At 65.0% G+C, this 17799-nt stretch carries 15 protein-coding genes; 7 read left to right on the top strand and 8 right to left on the bottom strand.

Annotated features, from left to right (window positions below):
- The first annotated feature begins 188 nt into the window (after positions 1-188).
- On the top strand, positions 189-407 hold the full coding sequence (locus tag MYCSM_RS38080; protein WP_232425733.1) for a helix-turn-helix domain-containing protein: 219 nt from the start codon (positions 189-191) through the stop codon (positions 405-407).
- On the opposite strand, the gene MYCSM_RS07350 is transcribed toward MYCSM_RS38080, so the two are convergent.
- The 3 genes from MYCSM_RS07350 to MYCSM_RS07340 are packed head-to-tail and all read right to left on the bottom strand — an operon-like array spanning position 340 to position 4373.
- Entirely contained in the window at positions 340-1857 is a 1518-nt protein-coding gene (locus tag MYCSM_RS07350) for a flavin-containing monooxygenase (RefSeq protein ID WP_015305513.1), read from the bottom strand. The two genes, MYCSM_RS38080 and MYCSM_RS07350, sit on opposite strands and share 68 nt — an antisense overlap.
- A 12-nt stretch (positions 1858-1869) precedes the next feature.
- Positions 1870-3351 carry a flavin-containing monooxygenase gene (locus MYCSM_RS07345; RefSeq protein WP_015305512.1) on the bottom strand — a complete coding sequence of 494 codons (1482 nt, stop codon included), beginning with the start codon at positions 3349-3351 and terminating at the stop codon, positions 1870-1872.
- Between the two features lie 41 nt (positions 3352-3392).
- Positions 3393-4373, bottom strand: a complete 981-nt coding sequence (locus tag MYCSM_RS07340; RefSeq protein ID WP_041311474.1) for a TIGR03617 family F420-dependent LLM class oxidoreductase — start codon at positions 4371-4373, stop codon at positions 3393-3395.
- 19 nt (positions 4374-4392) lie between these two features.
- Between MYCSM_RS07340 and MYCSM_RS07335 the strand changes: the two genes are divergently transcribed.
- Positions 4393-5745: a flavin monoamine oxidase family protein gene (locus tag MYCSM_RS07335; protein WP_015305510.1), complete on the top strand. Its 1353-nt coding sequence runs from the start codon at positions 4393-4395 to the stop codon at positions 5743-5745.
- Here MYCSM_RS07335 and MYCSM_RS07330 read toward each other — a convergent pair.
- A complete protein-coding gene (locus tag MYCSM_RS07330) occupies positions 5742-6704 on the bottom strand; it encodes an alpha/beta fold hydrolase (RefSeq protein ID WP_015305509.1) in 963 nt (320 codons plus the stop codon). The genes MYCSM_RS07335 and MYCSM_RS07330 overlap by 4 nt on opposite strands.
- Before the next feature lie 88 nt (positions 6705-6792).
- On the opposite strand from MYCSM_RS07330, the gene MYCSM_RS07325 reads away from it, so the two are divergent.
- Positions 6793-7767, top strand: a complete 975-nt coding sequence (locus MYCSM_RS07325; RefSeq protein WP_015305508.1) for an NADPH:quinone oxidoreductase family protein — start codon at positions 6793-6795, stop codon at positions 7765-7767.
- Positions 7768-7834: 67 nt separating this feature from the next.
- On the opposite strand, the gene MYCSM_RS07320 is transcribed toward MYCSM_RS07325, so the two are convergent.
- The gene (locus MYCSM_RS07320; RefSeq protein ID WP_015305507.1) at positions 7835-8974 is read right to left on the bottom strand and encodes a glycerate kinase; all 1140 of its coding nucleotides are present in this window, start codon (positions 8972-8974) and stop codon (positions 7835-7837) included.
- Positions 8975-9272: 298 nt separating this feature from the next.
- Between MYCSM_RS07320 and MYCSM_RS07315 the strand changes: the two genes are divergently transcribed.
- Genes MYCSM_RS07315 through gcl form a run of 3 tightly spaced genes read left to right on the top strand, consistent with a single transcriptional unit; the run spans position 9273 to position 12783 of the window.
- Positions 9273-10106 carry a hydroxypyruvate isomerase family protein gene (locus MYCSM_RS07315; RefSeq protein WP_015305505.1) on the top strand — a complete coding sequence of 278 codons (834 nt, stop codon included), beginning with the start codon at positions 9273-9275 and terminating at the stop codon, positions 10104-10106.
- Positions 10106-10987, top strand: a complete 882-nt coding sequence (locus MYCSM_RS07310; RefSeq protein ID WP_015305504.1) for a 2-hydroxy-3-oxopropionate reductase — start codon at positions 10106-10108, stop codon at positions 10985-10987. Before MYCSM_RS07315 ends, MYCSM_RS07310 begins: the two co-directional genes overlap by 1 nt.
- Positions 10987-12783, top strand: a complete 1797-nt coding sequence (gcl, locus tag MYCSM_RS07305; protein ID WP_015305503.1) for a glyoxylate carboligase — start codon at positions 10987-10989, stop codon at positions 12781-12783. The genes MYCSM_RS07310 and gcl overlap by 1 nt, the downstream gene beginning before the upstream one ends.
- Before the next feature lie 71 nt (positions 12784-12854).
- On the opposite strand, the gene MYCSM_RS07300 is transcribed toward gcl, so the two are convergent.
- The gene (locus tag MYCSM_RS07300) at positions 12855-13628 is read right to left on the bottom strand and encodes an IclR family transcriptional regulator (RefSeq protein WP_041311472.1); all 774 of its coding nucleotides are present in this window, start codon (positions 13626-13628) and stop codon (positions 12855-12857) included.
- Positions 13629-13779: 151 nt separating this feature from the next.
- Here MYCSM_RS07300 and MYCSM_RS07295 point away from each other — a divergent pair, with 151 nt between their 5' ends.
- Positions 13780-14505: a GntR family transcriptional regulator gene (locus tag MYCSM_RS07295; protein ID WP_015305501.1), complete on the top strand. Its 726-nt coding sequence runs from the start codon at positions 13780-13782 to the stop codon at positions 14503-14505.
- A gap of 31 nt (positions 14506-14536) precedes the next feature.
- Here the strand turns inward: MYCSM_RS07295 and MYCSM_RS07290 are convergent, their stop codons facing one another.
- Positions 14537-15925, bottom strand: a complete 1389-nt coding sequence (locus MYCSM_RS07290; RefSeq protein WP_015305500.1) for an OFA family MFS transporter — start codon at positions 15923-15925, stop codon at positions 14537-14539.
- A gap of 161 nt (positions 15926-16086) precedes the next feature.
- Entirely contained in the window at positions 16087-17364 is a 1278-nt protein-coding gene (frc, locus tag MYCSM_RS07285) for a formyl-CoA transferase (protein WP_198345009.1), read from the bottom strand.
- Between the last annotated feature and the right edge of the window lie 435 nt (positions 17365-17799).

Here is a 17799-nt window from a genome sequence, read left to right as displayed (position 1 = left end):
TTGCAGTTCAGCCGTGCGACGACGAAAGCGCTTCGCACTGGCTCGATCTGGCAGCACCCGCCGCGAAGCGACATATCGATCCACGCATCGTCGCCGCGACGCGCACAATCCGCGACGACCCCGCGGCAACGGCCTCCTCACAGGAACTCGCGGCCGCCGCAAAGCTATCCGAATCACGGTTTTTGCATTTGTTCCGCGACGGACTCGGCACCAGTGTGCGCAGCTATCGGCTGTGGGTCCGGTTGACGCGCGCGGGTACGGCCATCGCGGCGGGCGACAATCTGACCGCGGCCGCGATGAAGGCCGGTTTTGCCAGCCCGTCGCATCTCGCCGACAGGTTCAAGACGACATTTGGGTTGTCCGCGTCGGCGCTGCTCGGGTCGGGGCTGACCCTGCGGACGCCGTAGCCGCTCGCCCGAACACCATCGATTCGTCGATGGATTCGAGTGGCCGGCGAAGAACGTCGAGTAGGAAGTTCTGCGACATCTGCCACGGCCTGCGACTGCCTGCCTTCGGCAGCATGTGCAGGCCTCGCTTCACGTAGCCCGATTCCAATTTGAACGCGGGCTCTTCGGACATGCGCACCGTGCCGAGATGCGGATACGCATGGGTGTAGCCATGGGAATTCATGTACGCCAACAGCTTCGAGAACGACTGCGCGGTCAGGTCCGCCCCCAGTGTCCACGAGGCGTTGGTATAGCCGACACACCACGCGGCATTCGGAACATCCTCCAGCATGTGGCGGCGGTACAGGAACCGATCGTGCGGGTTGACCTGCTTACCGTCCACGGTGATCGCCGCGCCGCCAAGGGACTGCAACTGCAGGCCGGTCGCGGTGACGATGACATCGGCGTCAAGATGCCGGCCCGAGCGCAGCACGATGCCGGTGGCATCCAGGTGGTCGACGTGGTCGGTCACCATCTCGACCCTGCCCTTGGTGATCTCCTTGTACAAGTCGGCGCCGATGATGAAGCACAGCCGCTGATCCCACGGGTTGTACGGCGGGTTGAAATGCGTATCGATGTCGTAGCCAGGCGGTAGCGTGCTCTCGGCGGTGCGTCGGAGAAAACGCCTGCTGAATTCCGGTGCCCGGCGCGCGACTACCCACAAGACCACCCCGACGATCGCGTTGCGCCACCGGACGATCCAGTGTGCGAGCTTGAGCGGCAACACTTTTCGTATCGCGACCGCGGTGGGTTCGATCTTGATTGACGAAATCATGTACGACGGTGTGCGCTGCAACATCGTCACGTGGGCGGCGGCGTCCGTCAGCGACGGAATAAGGCTGACCGCAGTTGCCCCGCTGCCGATGACCACGACTCGCTTACCGGCGTAATCGAGCGATTCGGGCCAGCGCTGGGGATGCACCAACTCGCCGTTGAAGGCTTCCATACCGGGAAACGTTGGCGCATAAGGCTCGTCGTAGTTGTAGTAGCCGGTGCCGAAGAACACAAACCGACTCTGGTAGGTGGTGCGTCGGCCGTCCTGTTCAACCCGCAGCGTCCAGGTGTCAGTCCGCGAGTCCCAGTCAGCGGAGCGGACGTAGGTGTTGTATCGAATGTGCTTTTCGATGCCGTGCTTGCGGGCGGTCTGATCGAGGTATTCCCAGATGTGCTCTCCGTCGACGATCATCTCTGGCCGCGTCCACGGCTCCCACGGAAAGCACAGTGTGTAGATGTCACTGTCCGACCGGATGCCCGGATACCGGAACAGATCCCAGGTACCACCCAACCGCTCGCGTCGCTCCAAGATCGCATACGACAGGTGCGGGTTGCGTTCGTGGATCCGGTACGCGGCGCCGATACCGGAAATGCCGGCACCGATGATCAGGACGTCCGAATATTCGGGCTCTGTCACTGACGCCACCTCCTAAGCGGGCTCGGCCTCCCGAGCCTCCGCGCGGCCGAACACCATCGACTCCTCGATGCGGTCGAGACGATGGTCGATGGCATCGAGCACGTAGTTGTGCCGCACGTTCCACGGTCGGCGCGTGCCGGATTTCGGCAGCGCGTGCAATGCGCGCTGCACGTATCCCGCGTTGATGTTCCACGCCGGCTTCTCTGGCATCGGTTTGTCACCAAGGTGCGGGTAGGCGTGGGTGTACCCGTGATCGTCCATGTACGCCAACAGTTTTGCGACCGACCGGGCGGTGAGATCGGCGCGCAGCGTCCACGATGCGTTGATGTAGCCGACGCACCACGCCATATTCGGGATGTCTTCGAGCATGTGCTCCTTATAGACGAACCGGTCCTGCGGCTTGACTTCGGCGCCGTCGATGCTGATCGCCACCCCACCCAGCGCCTGCAACTGCAGGCCCGTCGCGGTGACGATGACGTCAGCGTCGACGTGTCGGCCGGAGTTCAGGACTATCCCGTTGCTGTCGACGTGATCGATCGTGTCGGTGACGACTTCGGCGCGGCCGTCGCCGACGGCGGTATAAAGGTCGTTGTCGAGAATCAGACACATCCGCTGGTCCCACGGGTCGTATCGCGGCTTGAAGTGAATGTCGACCGGATAGCCCTCTGGTAGCGCCTTTTTCGCGAGCCCGCGGAGCAGTCGTCGACTAAACCTCGGTGCCTTCCGTGCGACGACGTAGGTAACGACGGTGAACAGCGTGTTGTACAACCGGACGGCGTGGTTGGCGGCCCGCAGCGGCAACACTTTTCGGATCGCTTGCACCACCGGATGGATGCGCGGCATCGACAACATGTACGTCGGTGAGCGCTGCAGCATGGTCACGTGGCCGGCCTTCTCGGTCAGCGACGGGATCATGCTGACGGCCGTCGCGCCGCTGCCGACCACCACAACCCGCTTGCCTGCGTAGTCCAGCGACTCCGGCCAGAACTGCGGGTGCACCACCTCGCCGCTGAAGTTTTCGATGCCGGGAAACTCCGGGCGGTAGGGCTCGTCGTAGTTGTAGTAGCCCGTGCCGAAGAACGCGAATCGGCCGCGATAAGCCTTGAGACTGCCGTTCTGCTCGGTCTGCACCGTCCACGTGTCGGTGTTCGAATCCCAATCGGCGGACAGCACCTTCGTGTTGAACCGGATGTGCTCGTCGATGCCGTTCTTGCGAGCCGTCTCGGTCAGATACGCCCGGATGTCGTGGCCGTCGGCCACGTTCTCCGGCCGTCGCCACGGCTCGTAGGGAAAGCTGAGGGTGAAGATGTCACTGTCGGAGCGGATACCGGGATACCGAAACAAGTCCCAGGTGCCGCCGATGCGCTCACGCCGTTCCAGCACCGTGTACGACAGCCCGGGATTCTTCTCGTGGATCCGGTATGCGGCGCCAATCCCTGAGATGCCTGCGCCGATGATCAGCACGTCGGAGAATTCGGCGTCCGTCGTGGTCATACCCAATCCCCTTTGGTCCGGCTGAGTACCAGAATATGGGCTCAGTGGTTGAGCGCGTCAACGATCGAGGCGAGTGACTCCACCGCAATTGGTCCTGGCTGGTAGATGCAGATTCGGTCGGAGACGCCTGCCACCCGGTCGCGGATATGGGCGGCGATCTCGGCGGGGCTGCCGCATGCCGCGATGCTGTGCAGCACCTCGTCGTCGATCAGAGCGCCCATGTCCTCCCAGAGGCCCTGTTTGGACAGCTTGTTGAGCTCGGGCTGCAGGTCACCCCAGCCGTGCACGTCCAGGACGGGCCGGTACGCAGGCGTCGACCCATAGAACGCAAGCAGCCTGCGGGTGGCGGAATGATCGTCACCGGCGGACACGATGATCTCAGGGACCACCGCGAAGTCGGCCTCGCTGCGGCCCGCGGCGGCGAGCCCCTCGCGTACCGCGGGCATCGTCGCCTCCTGCAGAAACCGCTTGGAGCCGAACGGCATGACGAGCAAACCATCGGCGACCTTGGCGGTGGCGTGTGTCAGCCGCGGGCCGAGCGCACCGACGTAGATGGGCGGCGGACCATAGGGGTTGGCGCCGGGGCTGAAGGTGGGCGTCATCAGCGTGTGCCGGTAGTACTCCCCGCGGAAGTCCAGGCGTTCGCCGGAGTTCCATGCCCCGAAGATGGCGCGCAACGCGCGCACCAGTTCCGTCATCCTGGCAACGGGCCGGTCGAACTCCGCGCCGAACCGCTTCTCGATCTGCGTGCGCACCTGTGTGCCGAGCCCGAGTGTGAACCGCCCCTTCGTCAGCAACTGCAGGTCGTTGGCTTGGTGGGCGAGGTGAATCGGGTTGCGGGGAAACGCAATCGCGACATTGGTCATCAGGTCAAGGTCTTCGACGGCCGCGGCCAATGCCAGCGGTGTGAACACGTCGTGCGGCCCCTCGAAGGTGAACACCCCGCTGGCGCCGGCCTCGCGCAACAGGTGCGCGCGTTCCTTGGCATCCGTCGGTCCAAACAACGCTGTCATGACCTTCACGACGTGAGAGCCTAGTGGCGTGAGCATTCCACCCAAAGTCGACGTCGTCGTCGTGGGTGCCGGGTTCGCGGGGCTGTCGGCCGCCCGTGACCTGGTGCGGCTCGGGCACGACGTCGTGGTACTCGAAGGCCGGGATCGCGTCGGGGGACGTTCGTCGACGGCGAGGATCGCGGATACGCCGGTCGATCTCGGCGGAACGTTCGTCGGGCCAACCCAGGACGCCGTGATCGCGCTGGCGAAGGAATTGGGTTGTGAGATGGTGCGGACGTACAGCCGCGGCAAGAATCTGATCCGGTGGCACGGCAAGGTCCGGTCGTACCGCAGCACCATTCCGAAGCTGTCGATCATCGAGTTGCTCGACGTGTCGCGGATTCAGTGGCGGTTCGAACGCGTCTGCAGGCGGGTGCCGGTGGACAAGCCGTGGACGTCGTCGATCGCGGAGATCCTCGATTCCAAGACGCTCGACGAATGGCTGCGCTATGTGCATGCGTCCGCGTCGACGCGGAATCTGATGGCGATCATGTCGCGCGTGACGTGGGGCTGTGAGCCCGAGGAAGTGTCGATGTTGCACGCGACCCGTTACATCAAGGCGGCGGGTGGGCTCGGCAGGATGCTCGACGTCGAGGGCGGCGCCCAGCAGGACCGCTTTCCCGGTGGCACGCAACAGATTGCGCTGCGGATCGCCAACGAGCTCGGCGACCGCGTGGTATTGAACGCGGTCGTGCACAGCATCGAGCGGCGCTCCGACGGCACGCTGATCGTCGGCTCCGATTGTGGCGACGTCGCCGCTAACGCCGTCATCGTGGCGGTCCCCCCGCAGCATCGGGCAGGTATCGCGTTCGACCCGCCTCTTGCGCCCGAGTACGAAAAGCTCACGGAGCACTGGCCACAAGGCAACTTGAGCAAGGCGTACGCCGCCTACGAGACGCCGTTCTGGCGGACCAACGGCTGCTCCGGTGAGGCGCTGTCCGACGAGGGACCCGTGTTCATCACCTTCGACGTCAGCCCGAGCGACGCCGGGCCGGGCATCCTGCTCGGCTTCACCGACGCGCGGGCATTCGACCCACTCCCTCCCGACCAGCGGCGCGCGCAGGCGCTGGACGGCTTCGCGGCGCTGTTCGGTGACGAGGCACGACAGCCGATCGACTATCTCGACCATTGCTGGGGCACAGAGGAATTCGCGCCCGGCGGCCCGACGGCCGCGGTTCCACCAGTGTCATGGACGACGTACGGGCCGTGGCTGCGCAAGCCGGTCGATGGCATTTTCTGGGCAGGCACGGAGACCGCCGACGAATGGACCGGGTTTCTCGATGGCGCGGTGCGTTCGGGTAAGCGAGCGGCCGACGAGGTGCATCGGGCGCTGACCGGTTAGGCGCTGCGCTGCCGGGCCACCGACTCGATCAGCATCCGCAGATGCTTGTTGACGTCGTCGGGACGCTCGACGATTGCGCAGTGCCCGCCGGGTAGCTCGACGAAGGACGCCAAGTTGGGCACCATCTTCGCGATGTGCCGCGATGAAACCATCGGCAGTAGACGGTCTTTCGTGCTTCCGATCACTAACGTCGGCACGGTCAGGTTGGTCAGCCCGATGTGGTCGGGACCCAGCGCGTCGACGAGTGTGCGCGCCCAGCCGCCACGCCCGGCGGGCGGCGTCGAGGTGAACAATTCGTAGATGAAATCGGCGACGGCGGGATCGGCGTCGCGACCCACCGCAATCGTCGAGACAAACCGACGGCTCGGCCGATCCACCGCACGCAGAAGTGGTGCGGCACCAAAGGTTTTGAGCAGAGTGCCTGCCGCACGAACCCTGACATCGGCCAACGGCGGGGGCATCGGCATGAATCGAACATTGCGCAGTAGGTCGCCTGTGGTGGTGTTGATCAGCGCAACCGCGTCGGCACGATGCAGCACCCGGTCGGGATAGCGGTCGGCCCATGACGTGATCGCGATGCCGCCCATGGAGTGGCCGGCGATGACTGCGCGCTCGCCCGACGACAACGTCGCCTCCAGCAAGGAGTCGAGATCGCTCGCCAGGATGTCGAGGCTGTAGCGGTGGCGGCGGGCCGGCACAGCGCTTTTGCCGTGGCCGCGATGGTCGAACGCGATGACGCGGTAGTCGGTCGACAGGTCCGCGATCTGGTAGGCCCATACCCGTAGGGCGCAGGTGATGCCGTGCGCGAGGACGATCGGGTAGCCGTCCTCGGGTCCGAATACCTCGGTGTGCAGGCGGATGCCGTCCTTGGACCGAACAGGAACGACGCGGCCCTTAGGCAATGCCTCGGCCGCGGCGAATTTTCTGGCCGGCGAACCGGCCTCCTGGCCACGTCCCATGCGTGCTCCCATCGAGTTCGGCAACGCTGCCGTCAATACCAGCCTACCGGTCGGTTGGGCGCGATCGGCGCAGGAGTTAAATGATGCGATGCGCGCGATTCAGATTGCCCAGCTCGACGGGCCCCAGGCCGCCAAGATCGTCGAGGTAGACGAGCCCAGTGCCGGCGATGGCGAGGTCCTCATCGACGTCTACGCCGCGGGCGTGGCGTTTCCCGACGCCCTGCAATCGCGGGGGCTCTACCAGTACAAGCCCGAGTTGCCCTACACGCCCGGCGCCGAGATCGCGGGCGTGGTGCGCAGTGCGCCGGATGGCGCACACGTGGCGGCGGGTGATCGGGTCGCTGCACTGACCATGCTCTGCGGCGCGATGGCGGAAGTCGTTGCGTTACAACCGGATCGAGTTTTCAAGCTGCCGGACGCGGTGTCGTTCGAGGCAGGTGCCGGGTTGCTGTTCAACGACCTCACCATGCATCACGCGCTGCGAACGCGCGGTCGGCTGGCTGAAGGCGAGACGGTACTGGTGCACGGTGCAGCGGGCGGCATTGGCACGTCGACGCTGCGGCTTGCGCCGGCGTGGGGCGCGTCGCGCACGATCGCGGTGGTGAGCACCGAGGACAAGATCGCGATCGCGAAGGCGGCCGGAGCATCGGACGTGGTGCTGGCCGACGGGTTCAAGGACGCCGTCACGGAGTTGACCGGCGGACGGGGCGTCGACATCGTCGTCGACCCGGTGGGTGGCGATCGGTTCACGGACTCGTTGCGGTCGTTGGCGCCAGGCGGGCGGCTGCTGGTCATCGGCTTCACCGGCGGTGACATCCCAACGGTGAAGGTCAACCGGCTGCTGCTGAACAACGTCGATGCGGTCGGCGTCGGCTGGGGTGCCTGGAGCCTGACTCATCCGGGCTACCTGGGCGAGCAGTGGGCCGAGCTGGAGCCGCTGCTGGCGTCGGGCAAGGTTTCGGCACCGGAACCGATCGTCTATCCGCTCGAGCGTGCCGCCGACGCGATCGCATCGCTGGAGGACCGGACGGCGAAGGGCAAGGTCGTCGTCAAGGTGCGATGAGCGCTCGCGCGAAGAGCCAATGGACCCGCTGAGCGCTAGCGCGAAGAGCCAATGGACCCGCTGAGTGCTAGCGCGAAGAGCCAATGGACCGGCCGAGTGCGGGTGCGAGCCGTTCTCCGACCTTGGCGAGCAGCTCAGCCGCGTGGCTCATCGACCGCGCTGGGTCGGGCTCCAAGTCGCTGAGCGCGTAGACGCCTGCGAAGCCCGCGGCGTTGGCCTCGGCGGGCGTCAGCGCGGACACGCCTGCGATGGCGAAGGTCGGGATGCCGTGCGTGCTAGCCCGCCGACACACGCCAATTGCGGCCTTGCCGCGCAACGACTGTCGATCCAGTGACCCCTCGCCGGTGACGACCGCGCACGCACCCAGCAGATGGCTGTCCAGCTCGATGCGGTCGATGATGACGTCGATGCCTGGTTGCATCTGCGCGCCGAGTACGGCCAGCGCCGCAAAGCCGACGCCGCCGGCGGCGCCTGCACCTGCGGCGGTTCGATAGTCCACTTCCGTTTCGCGCTCGACAATGTCCGCCCAGCGCCGAAGGCCGCGGTCGAGCTCGAGAACCTGATCCGGGCTGGCTCCCTTCTGCGGCGCATAGACGCTCGCGGCGCCAAGCGGACCGTACAGCGGGTTGTCGACGTCAGAAGCGAGAATGAAAGAGGCACAGGCGATGTCGGGATGCAGCGCGGTGAGGTCCAGGTGGGCTGCCTCGCCGACGGGTGTGCCTGCCTGCAGGCGTATCCCGTGCTGATTGCGCACGGTCGCGCCAAGGGCCGTGAGAAACCCTGCGCCTCCGTCAGTACTCGCACTGCCCCCGACGCCGATGATGATGTCGCGGCAGCCATGATCAAGGGCCTGCACAACTACTTCGCCGAGGCCACGACTGGAAGCCGTCATTGGAGCAGGCGTGCCGCCGGGAAGCCGTTGCAGGCCACAGATTTCCGCCATTTCGACGACGGCAGCCTTGCCGCTACGCGCGTACGCGGTGTGCACAATCTGACCCGTCGGCCCCTTGGCATAGACCGGGATCCGCTCGAACCCGGCCGCCAAGACGGTGCCGAGCGTGCCATCTCCGCCGTCGGCAATCGGACAGTGCACCGTCGTCAGCGTTGGGTCGCCTCGTCTGAGGCCCATTGATATCGCCTCGGCGGCCTCAGCTGCCGTCAGTGAGCCCTTGAACTTGTCGGGCGCGATCACCACATGGCCAGCCATCGGACCACCAATCATCTGCGGGATAGGGATTTATTTCGTATCGCGGAATATATTTTTCATTGAAGACCGTGTCACTCGCTTCCGCCGCCGTCAAGCGGTGCGATCTCACCCTTGACATAGGGACGTAGTGCAGGTTCACTGATTTGTGTATACGGTATGCAGATTCCACGATACGGAATAGGGGATTCGAGATGGCCACGTTGTACGGCGCACTCGCAATGCTCCCGCTGGGATGGGCGACCGCCGGCTACGTCCTGGTGTCACGCGCACCGTCGGGCCCCGAGAAAGGAACGCCGAGATGACGGCCTATACGGTCAACTGCTCGATCCTGCTGACCGATCTGCCACTTCTGGATCGGCCGCAGGCGGCCCGCAACGCCGGCTTCGAGGCAGTCGAGTTCTGGTGGCCGTTCGACACCCCAACGCCGCCGGACGCCGACGTCACCGCCTTCATCCGGGCCATCCAGGATGCGGGTGTCCAGCTGACGGGCCTCAACTTCGCCGCTGGCGACATGCCCGCCGGCGATCGCGGAATCTTGTCGAATCCGGCCTTGACGCAAGCATTTCGGGACAACGTCGAGGTCGCCGTCGGAATCGCCGAGACGCTTGGCACCCGCGCATTCAACGCGCTGTACGGCAATCGCATCGACGACTACTCCCCCGCGAACCAAGATGACGTCGCCACAGAGAACCTCGCCTACGCCGCACGCGCAGTGGATCGCATCGGGGCGACGGTCCTGATCGAGCCGGTCAGCGGTGCACCCCGGTATCCGCTGCTCACCGCAGCCGATGCCATCCGCGTCATCGACCGGGTGCACGCCCAGCACGGCGCGACCAACCTGCGGTTGCTCGCCGACTTCTACCACCTGCACGTCAACGGCGACGACATCGCCACCGCGATAACCGACTACGGCCCCCGTGTCGGCCACGTACAAATCGCCGACGCGCCTGGCCGGGGTGAACCGGGGACCGGGGAAATCCCGCTGCGCACTTACCTCGAGCAGTTGGCAGCACAGGGCTACCAGGGATACGTCGGCCTGGAGTACAAGGCAACCAAGCCGGACACCTTCGAATGGCTGCCGCGAGCAGAGCGCGGCGCCACCTTGCACGCACAAGCAGAAACGAGGATCTAATGAGCACAATCGCTTTCATCGGACTGGGCATCATGGGCAGCCCGATGGCATGTCACCTGATCAATGCCGGCCACACCGTCGTCGGCGTCGACACGTCGCCCGAACGGACGGCCGCCGTCGTCGAAGCAGGCGGCAAGGCAGCCGAATCCATCGAACAGGCCGTCAAGGACGCCGACGTGGTCGCGGTCATGGTGCCCGACTCCCCACAGGTGCAGGCCGTTTTGTTGGGCGACGACGGGGTCTTCGCCCACGCCCAGCCCGGCACGCTGGTGATCGACTTCTCCTCCATCCGGCCCGATGTCACCGCGGAGTTCGCCAAAAGCGGCGTCGAGCGTGGACTGCGCATCCTTGACGCGCCGGTGTCCGGCGGTGAGCCGGGCGCGCAGAACGCGACGCTGTCGATCATGGTCGGTGGTTCGGCAGACGACTTCGCCGCTGCCAAACCGATTTTCGACGTGGTCGGCAAGACCATCGTGCACGTCGGCGGCAACGGTGCGGGGCAAACCGTCAAGGCGGCCAACCAGCTGATCGTTGCCGGCAACATCGAACTGCTCGCCGAGGCGATCACGTTCCTGAAGGCTTACGCCGTGGACATCGAGGCCGCTGTCAAGGTGCTGGGCGGCGGGCTGGCCGGTTCGGCCGTGCTCGACCAGAAGGCATTGAAGATGCTGGAGCGTAACTTCGATCCCGGTTTCCGAATCGCGCTGCACCACAAGGACATGGGCATCGTCACCGCCGCCGCGCGCGAAGCGGGTGTGGTCACCCCTCTCGGTTCACTGGTCGCACAACTCATGGCGTCGGCCATGGCCAACGGCGACGGCGGACTCGACCACTCGGCCCTGCTGTTGGGCGTCGAGCGGCTCTCGGGCAAGGACAGCTGATGACACGGATGCGAACCGTCGACGCGGCGGTCAGAATCCTCGAAATCGAGGGCGCCACTCAGGCATTCGGCCTGCCGGGCGCGGCGATCAACCCGTTCTACTCGGCGATGCGCGCACACGGCGGTATCAAGCATGTGCTTGCCCGCCACGTCGAGGCCGCCAGCCACATGGCCGAGGGCTTCACCCGCGCCGCGGCGGGCAACATCGGCGTGTGCATCGGCACCTCGGGCCCTGCGGGCACCGACATGATCACCGGGTTGTACTCGGCCTCGGCGGATTCCATTCCGATCCTCGCGATCACCGGGCAGGCGCCGGTAGCCAGGCTGCACAAAGAGGACTTCCAGGCCGTCGACATCGCCTCGATCGCTGCACCGGTCACCAAGATGGCGATGACCGTGCTCGAACCCGGCCAAGTCCCAGGCGCTTTCGCGCAGGCCTTCCATCTGATGCGGTCGGGCCGACCGGGACCTGTGCTGATCGATCTGCCCATCGACGTTCAGCTTGCCGAGATCGATTTCGACCCCGAGGCCTATCAGCCGCTGCCGGTCTACAAACCTGCGGCGTCGCGTGGTCAGGCCGACAAGGCCATCGACATGCTGGTGTCCGCCGAGCGGCCGTTGATCGTTGCCGGCGGCGGCATCATCAACGCCGACGCCTCGGATCTGCTGGTCGAGTTGGCCGAGATCCTGAATGTTCCTGTCGTGCCGACGCTTATGGGCTGGGGCACCATTCCGGACGATCACCGGCTGGCGGCAGGCATGGTCGGTCTGCAGACGTCGCAACGCTACGGCAATGCGACCATGCTCGCCTCCGACTTCGTTCTCGGAATCGGTAACCGGTGGGCCAACCGGCACACCGGTGGACTGGATACCTACCGGCGGGGACGACGGTTCGTTCACGTCGACATCGAGCCGACCCAGATCGGCCGCGTCTTCGCGCCTGATTTCGGGATCGTCTCGGATGCGAAGGCGGCGCTCGAGCAGTTTGTCGCCGTCGCGAAGGAGCGCCGCGCGGCGGGGACCCTGCCGGATTGGAGCACCTGGGTCGACGATTGCAGGCAGCGCAAGCAGACGATGCACCGCAAGACCCACTTCGACGACGTGCCGATCAAGCCGCAGCGCGTTTACGAGGAGATGAACCGCGCGTTCGGCCGCGACGTTCGATACGTCACCGCGATCGGGCTCTCGCAGATCGCCGGCGGGCAGTTCCTTCAGGTGTACGGACCGCGGAACTGGATCAACTGCGGACAGGCCGGCCCGCTGGGGTGGACCGTGCCCGCGGCGCTCGGTGTCGCCGCCGCCGATCCCACCGCGACCGTGGTGGGGCTGTCGGGCGACTACGACTTCCAGTTCCTCATCGAGGAGCTGGCCGTCGGCGCGCAGTTCAACCTGCCCTACGTCCATGTGGTGGTGAACAACTCGTACCTCGGACTGATCCGCCAGGCGCAGCGCAACTTCGACATGAACTATCACGTGTCGCTGGGCTTCGACAACATCAACGCGCAGGAGACCGACAGCGACGTTCCGAAGGGCTACGGCGTTGACCATCTTCGTGTCGCGGAAGGCTTGGGCTGCAAGGCAATCCAGGTGGTCGAGCCGGCGGATATCGGCCCGTCGTTGGCGAGGGCGCAACAACTGGCCCACGAGCACAAGGTTCCGGTGGTCGTCGAGATCTTCCTCGAGAAGATCACCAACATTGCGATGGGTACCGAGATCGACAACATCATGGAGTTCAACGATCTCGCGGAAACGCTCGAGGACGCGCCGACGGCGGCGGCCCTGCTGCTACTCGACTAGTTCCGCCGAACGTGGGTTACCCGCACGCTTGCGCCGCTTGAAGCGTGACATAAGCCCACACTCGGCGGGATCTATGCAAGCGCTTCGAACTCCGAGGCGATATCGCGGGCAACGCGTTTCAGCAGCGGCGTCACTTTCGTCGCCGACTTCAACGTGAGACGGGCAGCCGGTCCCGAGATCGAGATCGCGGTCGGAGTGGGGGCGTCCGGTACGGGTACGGCGAAGCACCGAACGCCGATCTCTTGCTCGCCTTCGTCGACGGCATAGCCGCGGGACCGGCTCAGCTCGATGTCTCGGATCAACGCCTCGGGGGTGGTGAACGAATTCTCGTTGGCCGCAGGCATGCCCGCGCGCCTCATCAGCGCCTCCACACTGTCATTGGGAAGTTGCATGAGCAGCGCCTTGCCGACGCCGGTGCAGTGCAGGTGGACCCGCCTGCCCACTTCGGTGAACATCCGCATCGCGTGCGGCGACGGCACCTGTGCGACGTAGACCGCCATGTCGTTGTCGAGGACGGCCATGTTGGCGCTCTCGCCCGTCCGCTCGACCAGTTCGGTCAGGTGGGGCCGCGACCACGCGCCAATCAGCTGCGCGGCGCTTTCGCCAAGCCGAATCAGTTTGGGTCCCAGCGCATAGCGACGGTTCTCGAGCTGCCTCACGTAGCCCATCGCGAGCAGCGTCCGGACTAGGCGGTGAATGGTCGGCTGCGGCAGCTCGGCGCGAGCGGCCAACTCCCCCAACGCCACACTGCCGCCCGAACTCGACATGATCTCGAGCAGCTCGAAGGCACGCTCAACTGATTGCACGCCCTCCGCCACAACGACCTCCGATCCGTAAAGTGACAAGCCTATTCCGTATAGCGAAATTATCCGAAGGACGACGCGGACCGCTTGAGCCCGGACGGGTGTGCGGCATGTCTCAGCGCTAAGGCGGAGTCGATTGGATCCTGACGACTGTATGCTGTTAAGACCCTGCCGCGACTAGAAGGGCGGCCCAATGCCCCACCCGTTAACCTCGACCGCCACCCTCGGTGGCGCGGCGGCGCTGAAAAGGGCGCCGATCGTCGAGCGCCCCGCACCGTTGCGCGAGGCTGTCTTCGAGGCCCTCGTCGAGATGATCATCACTCGTGAGCTGGAGCCAGGTCAGCATCTGGTCGAGAAGGATCTGGCCGATGCGCTCGGAGTCAGTCGACAGCCCGTCCGAGAAGCGTTGCAGCGCATGCATACCGAAGGATGGGTGGACCTGCGCCCGGCGCTCGGCGCGTTCGTCCACGTCCCCACCGAGTCTGAGGCCGATCAGCTGCTCGCCGCACGCAGCCTTCTCGAGGCGGAGTCCGCGCGGCTCGCGGCCGAGCACGCCACGCCCGAACAGATCGAGCACCTGCACGAGCTCCAGCGCATCGGCGAGGAAGCGCTTGCCGTGGATGATGAAGAGGTTCTCGTCGCCGCAAACGCCTCGCTACACACCCATATCGTGACGATGTCAGGCAATAAAGTTCTGGCCGACCTCAGGGCGTCCGTCGAGCACAGGGTGCGGTGGTACTACTTGCCCATTGCCCAGGTGCGTTCGAAAGCCGCCTGGGGGGAGCATGCCGAGTTGATCGAAGCGATCGCCAATCGAGACGCCGGACGAGCCTGCACCCTGATGCGGCTGCACACCGAGCGCACCAGGGAGATCTATCAAGAGCAGCGACGCCAGAAGGCGGCCAAGGGGAACGTCTGAGCGTTCACCCTCGGCCGCCTCGGCGCCCGGATCAGTCGGCCAACGTCGGTGTCAGCGATTTTTCGCTGACGGCTGGATCTGACTGGGCAACGGGTACTCGCGGGCGACCCGGCTGCCGCAGGAAGGTTGCGATCGCCGCTGACACCAGAGCACTCGCGGCGGCCAGCCAGTACGCACCGGTGTAGCCCCACGCGTCAATCACGCTGGCGCCCACGCCAATTCCCACGATCGAGCCCACCAGCTTGGAGCTGTAGACCAGGCCGTAGTTGCTGGCATTGTTGTTCTCGCCGAAGTAGTCGGGCGTCAGCGAGGCGAACATCGGGTAGAACGCGCCGCCGCCGAAGCCGACCAGGAAGGCGAAGCCAAGGAATGCGATTTCGCTCTCGGCTTTGCCGGCGTACAGCAACCCGACCAGCGACAGGGCCTCGATGAGGAGCACAACCAGCAGGGTCTGCTTACGTCCGAACTTGTCCGACAGCCAGCCGGTAACCGTGCGTCCTGTGCCGTTGATGATCGACAGCACACCAGCGGACGACGCGGCGATCAAGGGCCCGAACCCGAGATCCTTGGCGAACGGCACCATGTAGCTGATGCCGAAAAGCGAGACGCCGGCGCTGATTCCGAGCGAGAGCCACATCAGCGGCAACATGCCGGTCTTGATGGCCTCCATCGGGGTGTACTGCCGCGCCGCGGGCGGGTTCTTCTTCAGGCTCGCCGCACCGCTCTTGCTGTCCGCCCACTTCAACGGGTCGACGTCGGACGGCCACCAGTTCTTTGGCGGATCGCGGAACAGCCAGCCACATGCCGCGCAGACAATCAGCATGTACGCCGCAACCAGATCGAGCACCCAGACGTACGTGTGCGGGTGCAACGCATAACTGAAAATGAAGATGAATGGGACTGCGCCATAGGCGAATCCACCGTTGACGAATCCGGTCTTGCCACCGCGGCGTTCCGGATACCACTTGCCGACGAGGTTGATGCACGTCGCATAGACCAGGCCTGCTCCGATGCCCCCGCATACGGCGAAGCCGAGGTAGGCAAGCACCAGGTTGCCCTGGGTGATGCTGGCGAAGCCGAGCGCCGAGAGGACCGCGCCGAGCAACATCGCCGCACGCGGCGACACGATGCCCTTTTCGCGCAGCTTGCCTGCGGGGAAGGCCACGCCTGCCTGGAAGAAGGCCCAGATCGACAGGAGCCAGAACGTTTCGGGCTGGCTCCAATGGTGAGCTTCCCTGATGGCTTTCGCGGCGGCGCCGTAGCCATACTCGTACACGCTCACGGCCATCATGGCCATCCACGGCAGCCAGATCATCCACGTCCGCGATCTGCCGAGTAGTTCACGGTCGGTTTCGCCGACACGGTATACCCGGCCGTTCGCGTCGATGACCTCGCGATAACTTGCGAAAGTTGACGACATGCTCGATTCTCTTTCTACGAATTGATGAAGGCACGCGCACCGGAGCGCTTGCTTGGCTTCATGCGGGTGCCAGCCCGCGTGACGCAATCACTAACCGCGGCTGCGGTTTTCGCGCGGTCTATCGCATGACGGTTCTGTCCTTTCGTCGCAGATCGCTTGGCTCAGATGACGCCGGCGACCCTGAACAGCTCGAGCTGCTCGGGCGAATAGCCGAGCTCGGCGCAGATCTCGTCGGTGTGCTCGCCGAGCAACGGCGAGCGAACGATGTCGACCGGGGAATCAGACAGCCGCAGCGGAGAGCCGACCGTCTTGAACGCACCGCGCTCGGGATGCTCGACGGTGACGATCGCACCGAGTTCGGTGAGCGTCTCATCCTCGATGAGCTCCCGAGTCGAGAGCACCGGGCCGCACGGGATGTTCAGCGCGTTGAGCGCTTCCAACGCCTCCCATTTGGTGTGTCGCTCCGACCAGTCCTCGATCAACGCAAAAACCTTGTCCAGTTTGGGAAGCCGGTCCTCCGGACGTGACCAGTCGGGGTGATCGGCAAGGTCGGGCCTGCCGATCAGTTCGGCCAGCGGCGCCCAGCCGAGCGGCTGCACGATCACGTAGATGTAGTCGTTCGGGCCACCGCCCTTGGTCTTGACCGCCCACCCCGGTTGGCCGCCACCCGACGCGTTGCCCGAGCGCGGGACCTCGTCGCCGAACTGTTGGTTCGGATACTCCCGAAGCGGGCCCGCGGCGAGCCGCTGTTGATCGCGAAGCTTGACACGGCACAGGTTGAGCACCGCCTCCTGCATGGCCACCTCGACACGCTGCCCGCGGCCGGTATTGGTTCGCTGATAGAGCGCGGCCAAAATCCCTGACACCAGGTGGATTCCGGTACCAGAATCACCGATCTGTGCACCGGTCGCCACGGGCGGGCCGTCCTCGAAACCGGTGGTAGCCATCGAGCCGCCCATCGCCTGCGCGATGACTTCGTAGGCCTTGAAGTCGAAATACTTACCCGGACCGAAGCCCTTGATGGACGCATAGATCAGCCGCGGGTTGATCTCGCGCAGCCGCTCCCACGGGAAACCGAACCGATCGACCACGCCGGGGCCGAAGTTCTCGACCAGGATGTCGACGCGAGACACCAGATCGGTGAAGATCCGCTTGCCCTCCTCGCTCTTCATGTTCACGGTGATGCTGCGCTTATTGCAGTTGAGCATCGTGAAGTACAGACTGTCGGCCCCGGGGACATCGCGAAGTTGGCTGCGGGTGACGTCGCCAGTGCCCGGCGCCTCGAGCTTGATGACGTCTGCGCCCAGCCAGGCGAGCAATTGGGTGGCCGACGGACCTGACTGCACATGCGTCATGTCGAGCACTCGAACGCCAGAAAGCGCCTTGACGGTCGGCGCATCGGAATCCGCCATGTCGCTGACCGGGGGGAGCTGAATCATCCGTTGTACTTCCTTCACTCGAGCCGGTTGCTTCGTCGTGCCGAGAAGCTCGTCACAAGATTGCATACCGTATGAGGTAGACAACAGTGTGGTGTACGCAACACGGGTTGTCCAGCGATCGGCCAGGACTCACAGACTTCTCTGTCAGGGATAAAAACTGCGCCCCGCTGACACTCGGCGACAGGCCAATTCACCGTTACAACGACCCCGCCCACAGGGGTTCGAAACGGCACAACGACGCGTGTCGATACGCGACCGCGTCGCATCGACAAATCGTTGTAACACAACGGATTACATGACACGGCTGGGTGGATTGATCATGCGCGTGTGCCCCCGCGGGAGCCGTGTGGGCGAGACCGGGACGCTGGCGGCGACGCGGCATGATACGCGGCTATGGGCGGTAGTTGAAGACACGTCAGGCAATCGGCAGGAAAC

The sequence above is a fragment of the Mycobacterium sp. JS623 genome (assembly GCF_000328565.1).
In the GTDB taxonomy this organism is placed as follows: Bacteria; Actinomycetota; Actinomycetes; order Mycobacteriales; family Mycobacteriaceae; genus Mycobacterium.
Note: the sequence above shows the minus strand (reverse complement) of the source record. Positions and strands in the feature narration are given on the sequence as shown.

Coding starts and splice junctions, on each gene's coding strand:
- MYCSM_RS07345 (WP_015305512.1), bottom strand. CDS start 3,351: ATGACCACGACGGACGCCGAATTCTCCGACGTGCTGATCATCGGCGCA.
- MYCSM_RS07330 (WP_015305509.1), bottom strand. CDS start 6,704: ATGGGACGTGGCCAGGAGGCCGGTTCGCCGGCCAGAAAATTCGCCGCG.
- MYCSM_RS07325 (WP_015305508.1), top strand. CDS start 6,793: ATGCGCGCGATTCAGATTGCCCAGCTCGACGGGCCCCAGGCCGCCAAG.
- MYCSM_RS07320 (WP_015305507.1), bottom strand. CDS start 8,974: ATGGCTGGCCATGTGGTGATCGCGCCCGACAAGTTCAAGGGCTCACTG.
- MYCSM_RS07315 (WP_015305505.1), top strand. CDS start 9,273: ATGACGGCCTATACGGTCAACTGCTCGATCCTGCTGACCGATCTGCCA.
- MYCSM_RS07310 (WP_015305504.1), top strand. CDS start 10,106: ATGAGCACAATCGCTTTCATCGGACTGGGCATCATGGGCAGCCCGATG.
- gcl (WP_015305503.1), top strand. CDS start 10,987: ATGACACGGATGCGAACCGTCGACGCGGCGGTCAGAATCCTCGAAATC.
- MYCSM_RS07295 (WP_015305501.1), top strand. CDS start 13,780: ATGCCCCACCCGTTAACCTCGACCGCCACCCTCGGTGGCGCGGCGGCG.
- MYCSM_RS07290 (WP_015305500.1), bottom strand. CDS start 15,925: ATGTCGTCAACTTTCGCAAGTTATCGCGAGGTCATCGACGCGAACGGC.
- frc (WP_198345009.1), bottom strand. CDS start 17,364: ATGATTCAGCTCCCCCCGGTCAGCGACATGGCGGATTCCGATGCGCCG.